Origin of the sequence: Halanaerobium kushneri (assembly GCF_900156285.1) — a bacterium.
In the GTDB taxonomy this organism is placed as follows: Bacteria; Bacillota; Halanaerobiia; order Halanaerobiales; family Halanaerobiaceae; genus Halanaerobium; species Halanaerobium kushneri.
In genome coordinates this window covers 17,049-34,833 of record NZ_FTNC01000025.1, presented here as the reverse complement: position 1 = coordinate 34,833, position 17,785 = coordinate 17,049, and the positions used below count along the sequence as shown (strand labels likewise).

15 protein-coding genes and 1 rRNA gene are annotated in these 17,785 nt (G+C 34.9%); 1 reads left to right on the top strand and 15 read right to left on the bottom strand.

The features are described from left to right. The 15 genes from BW929_RS12725 to ispE form a co-directional block, all read right to left on the bottom strand. A 16S ribosomal RNA gene (locus BW929_RS12725) occupies window positions 1–233 on the bottom strand; the annotation flags it as partial. A gap of 855 nt (window positions 234–1,088) precedes the next feature. Continuing rightward, entirely contained in the window at window positions 1,089–2,240 is a 1,152-nt protein-coding gene (locus tag BW929_RS12720; protein ID WP_076545869.1) for a D-alanyl-D-alanine carboxypeptidase family protein, read from the bottom strand. Window positions 2,241–2,267: 27 nt separating this feature from the next. Next, entirely contained in the window at window positions 2,268–3,113 is an 846-nt protein-coding gene (mazG, locus tag BW929_RS12715) for a nucleoside triphosphate pyrophosphohydrolase (protein WP_076545868.1), read from the bottom strand. Between the two features lie 66 nt (window positions 3,114–3,179). Further along, entirely contained in the window at window positions 3,180–4,811 is a 1,632-nt protein-coding gene (locus tag BW929_RS12710) for a putative polysaccharide biosynthesis protein (protein ID WP_076545867.1), read from the bottom strand. Window positions 4,812–4,867: 56 nt separating this feature from the next. Next, window positions 4,868–8,350 (bottom strand): transcription-repair coupling factor, encoded by a 3,483-nt coding sequence (gene mfd, locus BW929_RS12705; protein ID WP_076545866.1) that lies wholly within the window; start codon window positions 8,348–8,350, stop codon window positions 4,868–4,870. Between the two features lie 117 nt (window positions 8,351–8,467). Next, on the bottom strand, window positions 8,468–9,025 hold the full coding sequence (gene pth, locus BW929_RS12700; protein ID WP_076545865.1) for an aminoacyl-tRNA hydrolase: 558 nt from the start codon (window positions 9,023–9,025) through the stop codon (window positions 8,468–8,470). A 66-nt stretch (window positions 9,026–9,091) separates the two neighbouring features. Further along, window positions 9,092–9,766 (bottom strand): 50S ribosomal protein L25/general stress protein Ctc, encoded by a 675-nt coding sequence (locus BW929_RS12695; RefSeq protein ID WP_076545864.1) that lies wholly within the window; start codon window positions 9,764–9,766, stop codon window positions 9,092–9,094. A gap of 136 nt (window positions 9,767–9,902) precedes the next feature. Then, the gene (locus tag BW929_RS12690; RefSeq protein ID WP_076545863.1) at window positions 9,903–10,844 is read right to left on the bottom strand and encodes a ribose-phosphate diphosphokinase; all 942 of its coding nucleotides are present in this window, start codon (window positions 10,842–10,844) and stop codon (window positions 9,903–9,905) included. Window positions 10,845–10,885: 41 nt separating this feature from the next. Then, entirely contained in the window at window positions 10,886–12,253 is a 1,368-nt protein-coding gene (gene glmU, locus BW929_RS12685; protein ID WP_076545862.1) for a bifunctional UDP-N-acetylglucosamine diphosphorylase/glucosamine-1-phosphate N-acetyltransferase GlmU, read from the bottom strand. A 214-nt stretch (window positions 12,254–12,467) separates the two neighbouring features. Then, window positions 12,468–12,734: a SpoVG family protein gene (locus tag BW929_RS12680; RefSeq protein ID WP_076545861.1), complete on the bottom strand. Its 267-nt coding sequence runs from the start codon at window positions 12,732–12,734 to the stop codon at window positions 12,468–12,470. Window positions 12,735–12,793: 59 nt separating this feature from the next. After that, window positions 12,794–13,804 (bottom strand): AIR synthase family protein, encoded by a 1,011-nt coding sequence (locus BW929_RS12675; RefSeq protein WP_233493818.1) that lies wholly within the window; start codon window positions 13,802–13,804, stop codon window positions 12,794–12,796. Next, window positions 13,801–14,334, bottom strand: a complete 534-nt coding sequence (locus BW929_RS12670; protein WP_076545859.1) for an ECF transporter S component — start codon at window positions 14,332–14,334, stop codon at window positions 13,801–13,803. The genes BW929_RS12675 and BW929_RS12670 overlap by 4 nt, the downstream gene beginning before the upstream one ends. Before the next feature lie 21 nt (window positions 14,335–14,355). Next, the gene (glnA, locus tag BW929_RS12665; protein WP_076545858.1) at window positions 14,356–15,687 is read right to left on the bottom strand and encodes a type I glutamate--ammonia ligase; all 1,332 of its coding nucleotides are present in this window, start codon (window positions 15,685–15,687) and stop codon (window positions 14,356–14,358) included. Next, on the bottom strand, window positions 15,688–16,074 hold the full coding sequence (locus BW929_RS12660; RefSeq protein WP_076545857.1) for a MerR family transcriptional regulator: 387 nt from the start codon (window positions 16,072–16,074) through the stop codon (window positions 15,688–15,690). Window positions 16,075–16,186: 112 nt separating this feature from the next. Continuing rightward, window positions 16,187–17,050, bottom strand: a complete 864-nt coding sequence (gene ispE / locus BW929_RS12655; RefSeq protein WP_076545856.1) for a 4-(cytidine 5'-diphospho)-2-C-methyl-D-erythritol kinase — start codon at window positions 17,048–17,050, stop codon at window positions 16,187–16,189. A 142-nt stretch (window positions 17,051–17,192) separates the two neighbouring features. Here ispE and BW929_RS12650 point away from each other — a divergent pair, with 142 nt between their 5' ends. Then, window positions 17,193–17,711 carry a biotin transporter BioY gene (locus BW929_RS12650; protein WP_199505804.1) on the top strand — a complete coding sequence of 173 codons (519 nt, stop codon included), beginning with the start codon at window positions 17,193–17,195 and terminating at the stop codon, window positions 17,709–17,711. Window positions 17,712–17,785: the final 74 nt, after the last annotated feature.

Here is a 17,785-nt window from a genome sequence, read left to right as displayed (position 1 = left end):
AGCCACCTTTTCTGATTGTGTGATGCCACACTCTCAGCTTACCCCGGATTAGCCCGACTTTCGCCAGGTTATCCCGGACTTGAGGACAGATTATTCACGTGTTACTCACCCGTCCGCCACTATCTAGATCTCGTCGTCAACCCGAAGGTTTCTGTCGAGGTAGACCGTTCGACTTGCATGTGTTAAGCACGCCGCCAGCGTTCGTCCTGAGCCAGGATCAAACTCTCCGTATAAAGAATTTGAATTTGGCTCATATTATTTAATATAAGCTTTAAACTAATAATTACTTTTAAGTTTTAACACTCAAAGTATATTAACGTTGGCTTGCTGTTTAATTTTCAAGGTTCAACGCGCTTTCTTTTTTAAACAAAAAGGTTAGCGCCTTGCTCGGGGATTGACCCCTTCGCACACAATCTCTTTTATAGAACAAATTGATATTTTGGCACTTGCCCATTGAGGGCGGCGCCTTATTTAATTTGTTCTCATTTCGAGATAATGTTTCTATATTTCCTGCCGCCTTTTTTCTCAGCGACATTTAATATCTTATCAACTCCGCCTCACTTTGTCAAGAACTTTTTAGAAAAACTTTTAAAAAGATTTTCCTCTGCTTTAAAGCTTTATTTTTTCTCTTATATATTAAAGAAGAAAAAATTATTTAAGCCTTAAATTTAAGTTCTTTCAATCTCTTATTTTAAGCTTACCTAAAAGCTTAAAAAGTGTTGAGATTATTTGTGCGACGCTTATTATCTTATCAAGCTCTTTTTGCTTTGTCAAGAACTTTTTAAAATAATTTTGTCGGCCGGAAAAGTTAATGTTTCAACTTTTCAGCGACATACATTATCTTAACATCAATCCTCTTTTTTGTCAAGAGTTTAAGAGGTTTTTTTCAAAAAGATTTCTGCAACAAATATAATTATTGCTGCAACGTTTAATATAGTAACATTAAATTAATATAGTGTCAAGAACTTTTTAAAAAAAGTTAGATAATATAAAAAACCCCTCATCTTAATGCATTAAAATGAGAGGTTAAAGATCAGATGTGATCCTGATATACCCTAAATTAAATATTTTACCTTTAATTGTTTAGTTTATGAAAACAACCCCTGAGCAAAGCCAATGGCTTTTCTCCAGAGACGCACAATAATATTAGCTCGATCTACATCCTGAGCAGCAACAATATTTACAGAAGCAACCGTCTCATCACCTCTATAAACAGTTAACTTCCCTAGTTCTCCCCCTGCTTTGATTGGGGCTTTTAAAGAATCTTTAACATCTACTTTCTGTGATATTTCTCTTTCCTGTCCTTTTTGAACCATCACATATAAATTTTCTGCAACCTCACCAACTGCAACTTCTTCTGCAGACTCAGCTACAGGTATATTTTGAATTTTATCTCCAGAAGCAGCTATTTGTCTTTTAGAAAAGGCATTGAAACCATAATCCAACAATCTAATTGTAGACTCTTCTCGCTCTTCCAGAGTATCACCCTGTAATACAACTGAAATCAAACGTGTATTACCTTTTTTAGCAGTTGCAGCTAGACAAAAGCCAGCTTCCTGTGTATGCCCTGTTTTTAAACCATCCATACTGGGATATTTATTAATTAAACTATTGGTATTTACCAGCATAGCCTCTCTATTAGGCAGCTGAATTGTTTCTGTCCAAATAGAAGCCCATTCTAAAACTTTAGGATGTTTTGTTAATTCCCGGGCCATAATAGATATATCCCGCGCTGTAGAGTAATGATTTGGGTCAGGGAGACCAGTTGAATTAGCAAAATTAGTAGAATCCATTCCTAATTCTTGAGCCTTATCATTCATCATAGCAATAAAATTACTATATGTACCTGCAATATATTCGCCAATTGCTACACTGGCATCATTACCAGAGGCAATCGTTACTGCTTTAAGTAATTTTTCTAATTTCACCTGAGTGTTTGCAGCCAGGTAGATCTGAGATCCTCCCATTGATTCTGCATACCGGCTAATTGTCACTTTATCATCTAAAGATATACTTCCTTCTTCTATTTTCTCCAGTGCAATTAAAAGTGTCATTATTTTAGTAACACTTGCAGGGGGAAGTTTTCGATCTGCATTTTTTGTAAATAATACCTGTCCTGTTTCTGCTTCTAATAAAATAGCTGAGTCTGTAGCAACATCAAATGCCATTACTGGTGTTAATGTGATAAATAAACTAAATAAAATACTAGTAATCAAAATAGTAATTAAACTTTTTTTCATCTTTAATAAACCTCCTGTTATGATGTTCTATTCTTCACTTTTAGCTTGATTCCAAATATCATCCAGCTGCTCCAAACTATAATCCGCAAATTCCGAATTTTCTTCAACAATTCTTTGTTCAATAAATTTAAATCTGTTTTTAAACTTTAAAATAGTTTTTAATAAAGCAAGCTCCGGATTAACGTTTTTAAATCGGGCAAAATTAACTACTGCAAATAAAAGGTCACCAATTTCAGCTTCGAGTTTTTTCTGCTGTTCAGAATCTAGATTTTGGTCAGCAAATAAAGTGTTATCAGGATTTACACCGATAATTTCCTTACACTCACCAAATTCTTCCTCAATTTTATTTAGAACTGGCTCTAATTCATCCCAGTCAAAACCAACTTCAGCAGCAATTTTCTGTATGTCATAAGCCTGGATTAAAGCACTCTGCCCCTGATTAAACTTATCCATCAATGAATTAAATTGATTTTTATTTTGTTTTTCCTGCTGTTTAATTTGCTCCCAGTTTTTTAAAACTTCTTCAGAACCCTCCACTTCGACCTCAGCAAAGACATGCGGATGCCGACGAATCAGTTTCTTTCTTAATACTTTTGCTACATCAGCTAAATCAAAGTCTCCTTTTTCATAGGCCATCTGTGATTCAAAAACCACCTGCAGTAAAAGGTCACCTAACTCTTCTTTGAAAGCTTCAATATCATTCTTTTCTAAAGCTTCTACAACTTCATATGCTTCTTCAATAATATTCTCTTTTATTGAATAATAATCCTGCTTTTTGTCCCAGGGACATCCATCCGGACCTCTTAAAATAGCCATAACTTCTATTAATTTATCTAACTCCTTTAAAATATCATCCCGCTTTTCGGCATCCAAAGTGTTTCCCCCTCAAAATTTTCAGTCACTACAGTAAAATTATATCATACAATTATTAAAAGAAAATTAACCATTTAAAAAACCAAGTTTTTTTAATAAATTAGCCAGCCTGACTCCAAAAATAGGTATCACGGATAAATCCTGATATTTTATTTCCCGCAGTAATAATAAAACAACAAAATAGAATAAGGCAGCTGCCGCTACAGTCGTAAAAGTTGATATTTGATAGGCATAAGATAAGTTATTTATTGTCATTAAATTTTTAAGCAAATTATAAAAGATTTTAACAAACCCACCCATCAATAAAACTGAAAACAATGGTTTTAAAATCATTGTCTTACTATTTATTACAAAACTAGTTTCTTTTTTGACAAAATAAAGATTTAAAAAAGCAGCGATTGCAAAACCAATGGTAGTACCTAGAGCTGCACCACGAATACCAATGCCAGGGATGGCAGTTAAAGTATAATTAATAATTCCATTAAAAACTGCTCCAATCATTAAATTTCGAGCAGGAATAGATGTTTTACCGATTCCATTCAAAATTCCGGTGCTTGTCTGCTGTAGAGCGATAAAAAATACTCCCCAGGCTACAAAACGAAGCGGAACTGCTGCTCCGGGTTCTGCGAAAATAATTTCGGTTAGCGGTTCAGCCAGTAAAAAAAGGCCAACTGCTGCAGGCAATGAAATTAAAACAGTAAGCCGCAGAGCCGTCTGGGTTCGATAGTTGATAAGTTTATATTTCCCAAGTGTAAAAGCCTCAGCAATAGAAGGAACCAGGCTTGCTGACAAAGAAACGGTAATAATCGTGGGAAAGTTAACCAGAGGCATTGCAACCGCAGCAAACATTCCATACAGTGCTGTTGCTTCTCTAACCATATATCCAGCCGCCTGAAGTCGGTTGGGAACAAAAACCAGATCAACCAGACTCATTAATGGCATGACAAGAGCCCCCAGCGTAATTGGAACACCTAAAGAAACTATTCTTTTAACTACATTATTTGTACTGAGATCTACTGAATCATGTCCCCCTTGTAAAAAACTAAATATATTTTCTTTCCTTTTAGCATAAATATATAATAAAATTAACAGGCCAGCAGATGCACCACTTACAGCTCCAAAACTGGCACCAGCAGCTGCATAATCCAAACCATAGGGAACCAAAAACACAACCAATCCAATCATTGTAAACATTCGAATAAACTGTTCTAAAATCTGCGATTTAGCAGTTGGAACCATATCCTGGAGCCCTTGAAAAAACCCTCGATAAGAAGCCATTATAGACACTACAAAAATAGCAGGGGAAATTGCGAGAACTGCATAGTAGGAACGCGGATCAAGGGAGAGTAAATTAATTAGCGGCTTAGCAGATAGTGCCATAATAATTGAAACTACCAGCCCAACTAAAAAACTCATTTTTCTGGCAACCCTGAATATCTTATATGCTTCTCTATTCTTTTCGGCTGCTATTTTATCAGCAATCAATTTGGCCAGAGCTACTGGAATACCTGATCGTGAAACAACCAGCAAAACAGTATAAATTGGATAGGCCATTTGATAAAGCCCCATTCCTTCTGCTCCAATTATTCTAGTCAAGATCACTCGGTAACCAAAACCCATTACTCTGGCAGCCAGACCGGCGGCCGTTAGAATTGCTGCTCCTTTCATAAAACTGCCTCGCTCATTATTTTCTGACATTTTTTCCACCCTTTGAGATTTTCCTGTTTTAAATTGCTTAGTTTTAACAATTAAGTTTAAATATTTTTGAGATCTTTTAACATTTTTAAAAGTTGTTTATCTATATTTTCCGGATCGTCAATTTTAATTAACAACTGTGGCTTCTTAGCTGATTTAATCTTTATTTTTCTTCTGTACATCTTACTAAATTCCACCAGCTGGCTACCATCCACAAGCTTCGAACTAATAAATCGACATTTTATTTTACCACTATCCTCTTTAATTAAATCGATATTTAGTTCTGCTGCCAGGAATTTTAAGCGAGCTGTATTAACCAGGCGCATTACTTCTACAGGTGGTTCCCCAAATCTATCAATCAGTTCATCAATAGTATCCAGAGCATCCGCTTCATTTTCGATAGATTTAATTTTTTTATAGATCTCAATTTTTCTAGCTTCATATTTAATATAATCATCTGGAATGTAGGCATCTAAATTAAGATCAATCTCCACTTCAATTTTCTTCTTATCTTTTTCACCCTTAAGTTCTTCAATTGTTCCTTCTAATAATTTAGTATATAAAGAAAATCCAACAGCTGCAATATGCCCACTTTGCTCAGGTCCCAATAAGTTACCTGCTCCTCTGATTTCCAGATCACGCATAGCAATTTTAAAACCAGATCCCAGGGAAGAAAATTCTTTAATTGCCTCCAGCCTTTTTTCAGCGACTTCAGGTAAGATTCTATCTCTTTCGTAGAGCAAATAAGCATAAGCTATCCTATTTGTACGACCAACTCTACCTCGAAGCTGATAAAGTTGGGATAAACCCATCTTATCAGCATGATTAATTATAATTGTATTTACATTAGGAATATCCAGACCGGTTTCAATAATAGTTGTACAAACCAAAATATCAAATTTTTGATGATAAAAATCATACATTATCTTTTCCAGTCTTTTTTCATTCATCTGACCATGAGCAACAGCAATTTTGGCTTCTGGCATTAATTTCTGCAGTTTACCAGCAGTTTTTTCAATATCCTTAACCCGATTATGAACAAAATATACCTGTCCCTGTCGAGCTAACTCTCTTCGTATAGCACTGGCAATTAATTCTTTATTATATTCTTTAATAAAAGTTCTAATTGGATACCTGTTTTCAGGTGGAGTCTCTATCAAACTCATATCACGAACTCCAACTAATGCCATATGAAGAGTTCTTGGGATTGGAGTTGCAGTCAGAGTTAATACGTCAACATTTCTTTTTAAGTCTTTCAACTTTTCTTTATGAGTAACTCCAAACCGCTGTTCCTCATCAATAATCAAAAGGCCTAAATCATCAAAAATAACATCTTTGGATAAAAGTCGATGAGTTCCAATTAAAATATCTATTTCGCCTTTAATTAATTTTTTTAATGTCTTTTTCTGTTCAGCAGCAGTACTAAATCTGCTTAACATTCCGATCTGAACAGGGAAATCCTCAATTCTTTCTGTAAAAGTATTATAGTGCTGTTGAGCCAGAATAGTTGTCGGTACTAAAACTGCAGTCTGTTTACTGTCAAGTGCTGCTTTAAAAGCAGCTCTAATAGCAACTTCAGTTTTTCCATAACCAACATCTCCACATAATAATCTATCCATTGGTTTTTCAGATTCCATATCAGTTTTGACTTCTTCAATTGCCTCTTTTTGATCAGGAGTTTCTTCAAAAGGAAAAGAATCTTCAAATTCCTGCTGCCAGACATCATCTTCAGAAAATTGATAACCAGTAAGGGTTTCTCGTTCAGCATAAAGTTCTAACAAACCAACTGCCATTTCCTCAACCGATTTTTGAACCTTTTCTTTAACCTTTTTCCAATCACTACTTCCTAATTTATAAAGTTTCGGGTTACCAGCATCTGAGCCAATATATTTTTGAACAAGATTTATTTTTTCTGTTGGAACATAAAGCTTATCTTCACCTGCATATTTTAGCACAAGATAATCTTTATGCTGGCCCTGAATTTCAAGAGTTTTAACACCCAGATATTTACCAATTCCATGATTTTCGTGAACAACATAATCTCCAGCTTTTAAATCGTTGACACTGGAAATTTCAACACCATCTTCAAAATCACCAATTTTTCTTTTTCGTTTTTGCTCATTTCCGAAAACCTCTTTATCGCTAAAAACAGCCAACTTAATATCGTTAAAAATAAAACCCTCAGCTAAACTATCAGGAAAAATAACAATTCTGCTTTCATTAAAGTTATCACCAACAAGCAGATTCTTTTCTTCCAGAAACATTTTTACTCTTCTTTTTTTGCTGGCAGAATTTAAAGTGATTGCAATCCGATACTTTTTTTGCAAAAGTTCAATTATTTTTTCACTAAATAATTCCAATTGACCGTGAAAAGGTTCTAACGATGATGTTTTAAAGTGAATATCATTTTCTTTGGCTTTTTGATCCTCAAATTCTGAATTGATATCAACTACCCGATTTTTAGATATTTCATTTTCAAATTGAATATCAGTAATAAAATTATTTAGATATTCGGGAAATACCATTCCTTGTTCTAAAAGTCTGGTATGTGTTTCAGTAATTTCCTGATAATAATCATGAGTAAGCTGCTTAATTTTATTTGGTCGAACAGCGAAAATTAAACTTTCTTCTAGATAATCAAAAAAGCTGGCAGTCTGATCATAATAAAATGGTAAAAACTGCTCAAAACCTGGAAAACGATGTTTTTCCTTTAATTCTTCCAGCATTTTTTTAGCTTTATCCCTCAAGTAAGAAGCCTCTTCTTGATAATCATTTTCTGCCAGTCTTGTGACAGCTGCCGAATAAGCAGCTTCCAGCTTAGGACAGGCTCTATTAATGACTTTCTCATCAATCACCAGATTGGCAAAAGGAGGAATTGTAATTTGTTCTACTTCTTTTTTTGAACGCTGAGCTGTTAAATCAATTTTCCGAATCGAATCAACTTCATCTCCAAAAAGTTCAATTCTAAAAGGCTGTTCATCTAAAAGTGTAAACACATCAATTATACCACCGCGAATACTATATTGACCTGGAGCTTCAACCATTTCTTCCCTTTTGTAACCAAGTGCAAAAAGCTGCTGCCGCAGTTTCTCAATATTAATTTCACTTCCATTTTTGATATTTATACTTTTTTGCTGATAAATGTCTTTTGGCGGTAGTTTTTTAAAAACAGCAGCCGGGGTTGTTAAAATAATTTTCTTCTTTTGATCAATTGAAAAGATCAGCTCTGTCAAAACTTTTGTCCGCTCACTCATTGTTGTTAAATCAGGCATCAACTGCTCATGAGGCAGTATTTCCTCTTCCGGAAAAACTAAAAATTCGTCTTTCCCGATCAAGCGGATTAAATCCTCCTGCATCTGCTGCAGATAATAATTATCTGGCAAAAAGAAAATTATGTCTTTATCTGATTTTTTTAAAAAATTAACAGCAAAATAAGAAATTCTACTTCCGCTTAAACCACTTATAGATTGAGCAGAATTATTTATATTTTTCGCAATTTTTTTAAATTTTTGGTTTTCCAATAATAAATCTTTAAAATTCATCTGAATACTGCTCCTTAAACAAAAAATCTTTACCTCAATATTTTCTAAATTATATACTTTTATACATTTAACTATAAAAAATGGCAAAATAGCCCCTACATAAAATGTACGGGCTTGTTATCCATTATATTTATTCATTGCTTTCATTATATCTTCTTTTAACATTAATTCAACAGCTGAAGCAGCATCTGCAACTACTTTTTTGGAGATATCCTTTTCCTCTCCTGTGAAAGTTGTCAAAACAAAATCTGGTACTGGAACATTTTCTGGCGGTCTACCAATACCTATTTTTAATCTTTTAAATTCATCTGTTTTCAGACTGTTAATAATTGACTTGATTCCATTATGACCACCACTACCACCATTTTGTTTAAATCGAATCTTACCTAAATCAAGATCTAAATCATCATGAATTACCAGCAGATCTTCGGCCTCTATCTGAAAATAGTCCAGCAGCTTATATACTGGCTGACCGCTTTTATTCATATATTTCATTGGCTGGAAAAGTATAATTTTTTCTCCACCAAAGAAAAAGTCACCTACAAGTCCATCAAACTTATAACTGCTATTAACTTTAAATCTAGCTGCTAATTCTGAAATAACCATAAATCCTATATTATGTCTGGTGCTAGCATATTTTTCACCCGGGTTTCCAAGACCAGTGATTACTTTCAAACTTCAAACCTCCATTAATAAATTGAAGCGCAGCTAATTAAGCCGCGCCCAATATCTTTGCTAAAATTATTCCTGTGGCTCTTCCTCTTCTTCTGCTTCTTCGCCTTCTTCTTCCTCTTCTTCGCCAATAACTTCTGGCTCTAAGAATTCTTCCTCTTCCTCTTCTACCTCTTCTTCGACAAGTTCGGTAGGAGTAACAACAGTTACAATAACTTCGTCACTGTCAGTTACAAGGTCAATCCCTTCAGGAAGATCCAGATCAGCAACAGATAAAGACTGTCCAACCTCAAGTTCAGAAATATCAATAGTAATTTCTTCTGGGATTTCAGCCGGTAATGCATCAATTTCAATTTCGCGCAAGAGCTGCTGTAATACTCCCCCGTCACGAACACCAACAGCATCTCCTTCTAAATGCATTGGTACAGAAACAGTAATTTTTTCGTCCATAGAAATAAACTGAAAATCAACATGCATCAGATTCTGTTTAATAACATCTTTCTGATAATCTTTAATGATTACAACTGCTTCATCTTCTCCTCCATCTTCTCCGACAAAAGTCAGATCAAAGATAGCATTAGAATGGAGAAGCTTTTCAATATCCAGTGGATCTACTTTAATAGATCTTGGTTCATTTCCTCTTCCATAAACAACACCAGGAATAAGTCCGTTTCTTCTTATTTTACGGGCTACTCCCTTTCCAGTTTCAGTCCTTAGTTCAGCTTCAATAGAATGTCTCTCCATGACTATCCTCTCCTTGCATAAATTAAATTTTAAGCCAGATTATTTGCTAATACTGGCAGGTCTGCGTTAAATAAGACATAACAAATTTTATTATAACATCAAAGCTCAGTTTGAGCAAGTGTTTTAGAAAAATTATTTAAAATAATACACTAACAGATAAATCTTTAAAAATACGATCAATAGCCTCTCCAACCAGGGGAGCGACCGAAAGCACTTCTAAATTATCAAGATCATAATCTTTTTGAGCTATTGTATTGGTAACAATTATTTTAGTTATTGGTGCATTTTTAAGGCGCTCAATAGCCGGCCCTGAAAATAATGCGTGAGTGCCACAGGCATATACTTCTTTAGCACCTTTATCTTTGAGTACTTCAGCTGCAGCAGTTATTGTACCTGCAGTATCAATAATATCATCAAAGAGTATAACATTTTTACCATCGACTTCTCCAATAATATTCATAACCTCTGCTACATTTGGTTTAGGCCTTCTTTTATCAATGATTGCCATTGGAATATTTAAACTTTCAGCAAATGAGCGAACTCTTTTTACTGACCCAACATCAGGAGCAACAGCAATCAAATCAGACCGATCAAAATCCTTAAAGTAATCAACCATAATCGGTGATGCATACAGATGATCAACAGGTATATCAAAAAAGCCCTGAATCTGAGGTGCATGAAAATCAATAGAAAGTACTCTTCTAGCACCTGCCTGAGTTAACAAATTGGCTACCAATTTAGAAGTAATTGGATCTCTGGGTCTAGCTTTCCTGTCCTGGCGAGCATAACCATAATATGGTATCACCGCAGTTATTCTCCTTGCAGAAGCTCTCCTTAAGGCATCAATAATAACCAGCAGTTCCATCAAATTTTCATTAACAGGAGGTGATGTCGGCTGAACAACAAAAACGTCAGCACCTCTTACAGTTTCGTAAGTACGAACACCGATTTCACCATCTTTAAATCTTGTTACATCCGCATTAACCAATTCTGTCCCCAGATAATCACAGAGATCCTGGGCTAATTCAGGATGCGAGTTACCTGCAAATATTTTCAATTGTTCACTATAACTGGACATTTTTTGACCTCCTGGCTTATTTCTTTTATTTAATAATCAGCTTATTTGTCTGGATTATAAATCCGAGCCGGAACTCCCATTACGGTATCACCAGATTTAACATTTTTAGTAACTACTGACCCTGCAGCTGTTTTGGCATTATCTCCAATTTTTAGAGGAGCGATCAAAATAGAATCACTACCAATAAAAACATCACTGCCAATTTCAGTTTTAAACTTATTTTTTCCATCATAATTAGCAAATATTGTACCGGCACCTATATTAGTTCTCTCACCAATTTCGGCATCTCCAGCATAACACAAATGGGGCACCTTAGCTCCACTTTTAACTGTTGTTTTTTTAAGTTCTACAAAATCACCAATTTTACAGTTGTCTTCCACTGTGGAACCGGGTCTTAAATAGGCAAAAGGACCAACATTAGTTCCAGATCCAACTTTACTTTCCTTTATAATAGTATTTGAAAGTATTTCAACATTTTTTCCAATGGCTGCATCCTTTAATTTGCAATTTGGATTGATAATTGTATTTTGAGAAATTTTAGTTTTCCCTTCCAGATAATTGAAAGGATAAATTGTAACATCCTGCTCAATCTCTACCTCAGCATCTATATATGTAGTATCTGGATCAATAATAGTCACACCATTAGCCAGATGTTGATCAATAATTCTTTTTCTCAAAATTTTTTCTGCTTCCGCCTGCTGTTTGCGGGTATTAATCCCTATAATTTCATCAGAATCCTGAACAATATATGTATTTATCTTTTTATCTTTATTTACAGCAAATTCTATAATGTCAGTTAGATAATATTCCTGCTGTGCATTATCATTATTCATATTTTCCATAAAATCTCTGAGCAGAGAACTATCTATACAGTTTACACCACTGTTGATCTCCTTTATTCGTCTGGTTTCTACATCAGCATCTTTTTCTTCCACTATTGCAGTTAAATTACCCTCTTCATCTTTAACAATTCTTCCATAGCCTTCAGGTTCATCAAAGATAGCTGTCATAACTGTTAGATCAGAATTACTCTGCTGATGTTTTTTAACAAATTCTTTGATAGTTTTTTTTCTTAGTAAGGGGGTATCTCCATAAAGAATCAACACCGGACCATCATAATCTGCAAAATAACTCTCCGCCTGTTTTACAGCATGACCGGTACCCAACTGTTCAGACTGAATAACATAATTTAAATCCCATTTATATTTATCTAAATCTTCAAGTTCAGATTGAACCACTTCTTTTTGATGACCAATCACATTAACAATTTTACTATTTAAACCATCCAGAGTATTTAAAACATGCTTGATAATCGCCTTGCCTGCAACTGGATGTAATACCTTGATTTTATCAGATTTCATTCTGGTTCCTTTGCCAGCAGCCAGAATAATACTTAAAAGATCTGCCATCTATAGTTTCCTCCCTTTAAATAAGGAATAAATGTTATTTCTATTATTAAACATTATTTCCTGATACTACTTCCCATCTTAGTTCTTTAATCGCTTGAAGTATAACAGAGAATTAAACTTTTGTCAAGATTATAAAAGGGTCTTAAAAAAATAACACTACCTTAATTAAGGTAGTGTTATTTTAAAGATTATAACCATAACCCAATCATTTTAATTAAGCACTTGCCAGCAGTTCATCAAACTTTTCTAAAACTTCGTTTTCCATTAAATCCCTCAACTTTGTGGAAATTGGAAAGCAGATATCCTGATAGTCTCCGTTCCGCTTTCTTCTTGCAGGCATGGAAAGGAAAATCCCGTTTTTTCCTTCAATAACCCGCATATCACGCACAACAAAAGAATCATCAAATGTTACTGTTGCATAAGCCTTGACCATACTTCCATTAATCTCAACCGGAAAAACTCTGACATCTGTAATTTCCATAAATACACCGCCTTTGGAATTATTTGTTAATACCATTATAATTCCATTATATGTAAATGTCAAGTTTTATTGTGATATTTTTCAATAAATTTCCATAACTCATCCTTTTCAGGGACTTTAAATTCTTTTTTTATTCCTTTCTCTTCTATATAAGTCCCGGATTCGATCATTCGTCCAACCCGAATCAGTTTCAAATCTGTATCTGCAAAAATAGCGGCCAGATCAATTTCTGGCGCTGCTGCCATTAACATTGAACCAGAAGAAATTAAAGCAGCTGGATCCAAGTGCAACTTAGTACAAACTTCCTCAACTTCGGGAGGAATCCAAAAATTATCTTTTTCAATAACATAACCCAACTGTGCTGCTGCTGCCATTTCAGAAATCGCACCATAGACTCCACCTTCTGTAACATCATGCATTGCTTTTACTCCATTTTTTCTAGCTATTCTACTTTCAGGAAGTACACTTAATAATTTTAAATAGTTGGATAGCTGGTTCAAAGTATCTCTACTGACACCCTTTTTAAGTAAAAATTCTCTATAATCACTGGCCAAAATATAACTTCCTTCTATACCCATTCCTTTAGAAATATAGAGTATATCTCCAGCTTCTGCAGCAGAACTGGAAGCCAACTCTTCTTTTTGAGCCCTGCCCATTGCCGAAATAGTAATTATTGGCTTTTGAACAAGATCTGTAATTTCTGTATGACCTCCAAGAACTTCTATCTCCATTGCAGCAGCTGTTTCTACTATTTCTTCCATTATTTTCTCAGCTCTACTTTCGGCCAGACTGGGGGGCAAAAACAAAACAACCTGAATTCCAAACGGTTCAGCACCAGCTGCAGCAATATCATTACAGGCTACATTAACCGCCAGATAACCTGCATTTTTTTCTGCTCCCGTTATCGGATCAGAAGAGACTACGAGTAAATAGTCTCCCAGATCAATCACTGCACTATCCTCTCCCGGGCCAGCTGATACAATAACATCTGAACGAAAATGTTTTATCTTATCGAGAATCGTTTTTTTTAATTTATTTCCTGCAAGTTTACCAATTTCCAAAACTATCACTTCCCAAAATAATTATCGAGATGGTGAGAAAGTGGAATTGCCAGCACTCCACCAATTAACATTTGAGCAAAATCAATTCCAATCTCAGGCAAGACAACTGCCCAGCTTAATAAAAAAGCTTTAGCAATTGCATAGCCAAGAATCATTACATTTCCACCAACAATTATTGCAAATATTTTTCTATCAAATTTCTTCTCATTCTGACTGGAAATTTTCCCTACCAGCAAACCCTCTAAACCTTTAATTACAAAGGTAAAAGGAGCCCAGATTGAATAACCAAGAATAATATCCATCAGAGCCGAACCAACTCCACCTGCAATCCCACCTGCTTTAGCCCCAAAAGTTAAGGCAATAGTATAAATAGCAACTTCTCCCAGATTAAAATAAGAACTACTGGGACCAGGGATATGTAAATAAGTTGCAACAGCAGTAAAGGCAATAAAAAGGGCTAAAAATGATAGGGAACGTGTGTCAAGATTACTTAATTTAATTTTTTTTAAATGATCCTGAATATTTTCTCTACCTTCCATGCTTATTCCTCCCAACTAATATTAATAGGTTGTTAAGTATTGATCAATCTCCCAACTGTGAACCTGTTTTTTATAAACTGACCATTCTATTTTCTTAGCTTCAACTAAATGATTAAAGATATGTTCGCCCAGAGTTTCCCGCATGAATTCACTTTCCTGGAAATGTTTGAGAGCTTCATCCATAGAAGAAGGTAAACTGCTGATGCCCCTGGATTTCCTTTCCTTATAATTCATCTCATATATATTATCTGTTGTTTGTTCCCCTGGATCAATTTTATTCTTAATTCCATCCAGGCCAGCTCTCAACATTACAGCTGTTGCAAGATATGGATTGGCTGCCGGGTCAGGATTTCTCAGTTCTAATCTGGTTCCATTTCCTCGAGCGGATGGGACTCTAACTAAAGCACTACGATTTTGAGTCGACCAGGATATGTAAACCGGGGCTTCATAACCAGGAACAAGCCTTTTATAGGAATTAATTGTGGGATTTAAAATAGCTGTTGTCTCTTTAGCATGTTTCAATAAACCACCTATATAATAATATGCTATTTCACTTAAACCATGCTCATCCTCAGGATCATAAAAGGCATTTTTGCCATTTCTATATAGTGATTGATGTACATGCATTCCAGAACCACTTTCACCATAAATTGGTTTAGGCATAAAAGTTGCATGCAGGTTATGCTGCATAGCAATAATTTTAGTAACGAACTTAAATGTCGCAATATTATCTGCTGTTCGCAGAACAGGTGTGTATTTAAAATCAATTTCGTGTTGGCCTGGAGCTACTTCATGATGAGCTGCTTCAACTTCAAACCCCATCTTCTTAAGAGCAAGTACTGTATCTCGACGTGCTTCTCCTCCCAAGTCAACTGGAGATAAATCAAAATACCCACCTTTATCATGAGTGTTTGTTGTTGGATTACCATGCTCATCTTTTTCAAATAAGAAAAATTCTGGTTCAGGTCCAGCAAACATTTCATAACCCATTTCTTCAGCTTCTGCCATTGCTCTTTTTAAAGCTCCACGCGGACAACCAACAAAAGGTTCTCCATCAGGTAAATAAATATCACACATCATCCTTGCTGTACAACCACCACTAGTTCCCCACGGGAAAATTGTAAAAGTATCATAGTCAGGTTTTAAATACATATCGGATTCGTGGATACGCGTATAACCCTCAATAGATGAACCATCAAACATAATCTTGCCATCAAGCGCCTCCGGCAACTGTTCAATTGTAATCGCCACATTCTTAATAATACCTAAAATATCAACAAACTGTAGGCGAATAAACTCAACATTATTTTCTTCAGCAATCTTTAATATCTTCTCTCTACTAAATTTTTCCATTTATTCTTCCTCCTCCTTAGAATATTCTTTATTACTCCGGGAAAGTTTTTTCATCAACTCAGAACGATTGGAAACAGGGTAAAGTGAATCCAGATCAACATCTGAATAATAATCATAATTATCATCAAAGTCAACATCGTCTTCTATATTTTGTTCCAGTGCTGGAGCACTTAATTTAGAACGAATGGTTTCAATACTATTTCCAGCAGCAAGGAGCTCTTTGATTTTAACTAATCTCTTAATATCGCTTACCGAAAAAAGGCGTTGATTCCCACTACTGCGGGCAGGAAAGATCAAATCCTGCTCATCATAATAACGAATTTGCCTGGAGCTTAAGCCCGTTTTTTGTTTTGCTTCCCTCATCGTAATGTTTTTCCCTTTTTTCATTCTTATCACTACTCCCAAAGTCCTAATAATTATTGCAGAAAGTATAACACGAAATCAAATTGATGTCAATCTCATGTTAGCTTTTAATTTTTTTAGCTAATTTTTGAATAATTTAATAACTATCAATTGTTTTAACTACTGTCACAAAATCATTTTTACGAGGCCAGCTTGCTGCAACTTTTTCTGCCTGCTCTCTACTGTTATAAATAGAAAAGACTGTAGGGCCACTACCAGAAAGCATTGTAAAAGCAGCCTTTGTATTATTTAATATATTTTTTATCTCCTTGATTTCCGGACAAATTTTTTCAGCAGCTTTCTTCAGATCATTTTTGTAATCAAGATTCCAATCAGGTTCCTCTTTATTCTTTAAATTAGCTAGAACTGACTTAAAATCAAATTTTTCATATCCTTCTAATTCATCATATAATTTATAGACTGCCGGTGTCGAAATTTTAAAGGATGGAGTCACCACAACCAGATATTTTTCTCCAATAAAGGGTAGTTTCTCTAAAATTTCTCCTCTGCCAGAAGCATACACAGTTCCCCCTTCCAGACAGTAAGGTACATCAGAACCAATATCTGCCAGAGAGTTTCGTATTTTATTTAAATCTGGCTTAAGTTCAAATAATAAATATAAACCCCTCATAACTGCCGCAGCATCTGCACTACCCCCTGCCATTCCCGCAGCAATAGGTATATTTTTTTCAATATATATTTCAACTCCCTGCTTGAGTTCAGGATTTAGTTCAAAGAAAATTTCTGCGGCCTGATAAGCTAAATTCTCTTTATTAGTAGGCAACTCAGTCTGGGAACTTTTTACAATAATTCCTCCACTTTTCTTTTTTAATTTTATTCTATCAGCCAGGCTTATACTCTGCATAATCATCTGTAATTCATGAAAACCATCTTTTCTAAGTCCTCTAACATGTAGAGCAAGATTTATTTTTGCCGGTGCTTTTACATATATTTCTCGCATAATTCTCCTCCGATTTATATTTTTTATTAATAACTTTTCAAATAGCTATTTAAATTAATTAAAGTTTGTGATAACATTACTTAAAAGAATTCGACTATCAGTCAGATTTGGCTGATTAAACAAAAAGAAAGGAGTGTTTCTCTTGCAAACAAATCAGATGATAAAAGCTGCTCTAATGGCAGCACTAACAGCAGTAGGTGCATACATTATAATTCCAGTTGGACCAGTACCAATAACTCTGCAAACTTTCTTTGTTCTACTTTCAGGAAGACTACTTGGAAAAAAATACGGTGTTTTATCTCAAGTTACATATCTTTTACTGGGAGCTTTTGGTTTGCCTATCTTTTCTGGTGGCCAGGGTGGTCTGGGCGTAATTGCAGGACCTACCGGTGGTTTCTTAATTAGTTTTGTAGTTGCAGCCTGGATTGCAGCCCACCACAGCAGTAATAATAAAAAATACTTTTTGATACTTACTGCTGCTGTATTAAGTAATTATATCATTGGTAGTATCTACTTTAGTTTTGTAACAGATACAGGTTTACTTGCAGCGCTTAATATGACTGTAATACCTTTCATCCCCGGAGATTTTGCAAAAATAGTTCTGGTTTTAATCTTAGCCCCAGTAATTGAAAAACGGCTTTCCTTTAATAAAAGCAGATAAATTTCTCTGCCTTAGAAAATAAATGCCACCTGAATAATTCAGGTGGTTTTATTTTTAAATATTATAATTAGAAT

What these genes read in the sequence shown, in the direction of transcription:
- BW929_RS12720 (WP_076545869.1), bottom strand. Translation starts at nt 2,240, where the DNA reads ATGAAAAAAAGTTTAATTACTATTTTGATTACTAGTATTTTATTTAGT.
- BW929_RS12710 (WP_076545867.1), bottom strand. Translation starts at nt 4,811, where the DNA reads ATGTCAGAAAATAATGAGCGAGGCAGTTTTATGAAAGGAGCAGCAATT.
- mfd (WP_076545866.1), bottom strand. Translation starts at nt 8,350, where the DNA reads ATGAATTTTAAAGATTTATTATTGGAAAACCAAAAATTTAAAAAAATT.
- BW929_RS12695 (WP_076545864.1), bottom strand. Translation starts at nt 9,766, where the DNA reads ATGGAGAGACATTCTATTGAAGCTGAACTAAGGACTGAAACTGGAAAG.
- BW929_RS12690 (WP_076545863.1), bottom strand. Translation starts at nt 10,844, where the DNA reads ATGTCCAGTTATAGTGAACAATTGAAAATATTTGCAGGTAACTCGCAT.
- glmU (WP_076545862.1), bottom strand. Translation starts at nt 12,253, where the DNA reads ATGGCAGATCTTTTAAGTATTATTCTGGCTGCTGGCAAAGGAACCAGA.
- BW929_RS12680 (WP_076545861.1), bottom strand. Translation starts at nt 12,734, where the DNA reads ATGGAAATTACAGATGTCAGAGTTTTTCCGGTTGAGATTAATGGAAGT.
- BW929_RS12670 (WP_076545859.1), bottom strand. Translation starts at nt 14,334, where the DNA reads ATGGAAGGTAGAGAAAATATTCAGGATCATTTAAAAAAAATTAAATTA.
- glnA (WP_076545858.1), bottom strand. Translation starts at nt 15,687, where the DNA reads ATGGAAAAATTTAGTAGAGAGAAGATATTAAAGATTGCTGAAGAAAAT.
- BW929_RS12660 (WP_076545857.1), bottom strand. Translation starts at nt 16,074, where the DNA reads ATGAAAAAAGGGAAAAACATTACGATGAGGGAAGCAAAACAAAAAACG.
- ispE (WP_076545856.1), bottom strand. Translation starts at nt 17,050, where the DNA reads ATGCGAGAAATATATGTAAAAGCACCGGCAAAAATAAATCTTGCTCTA.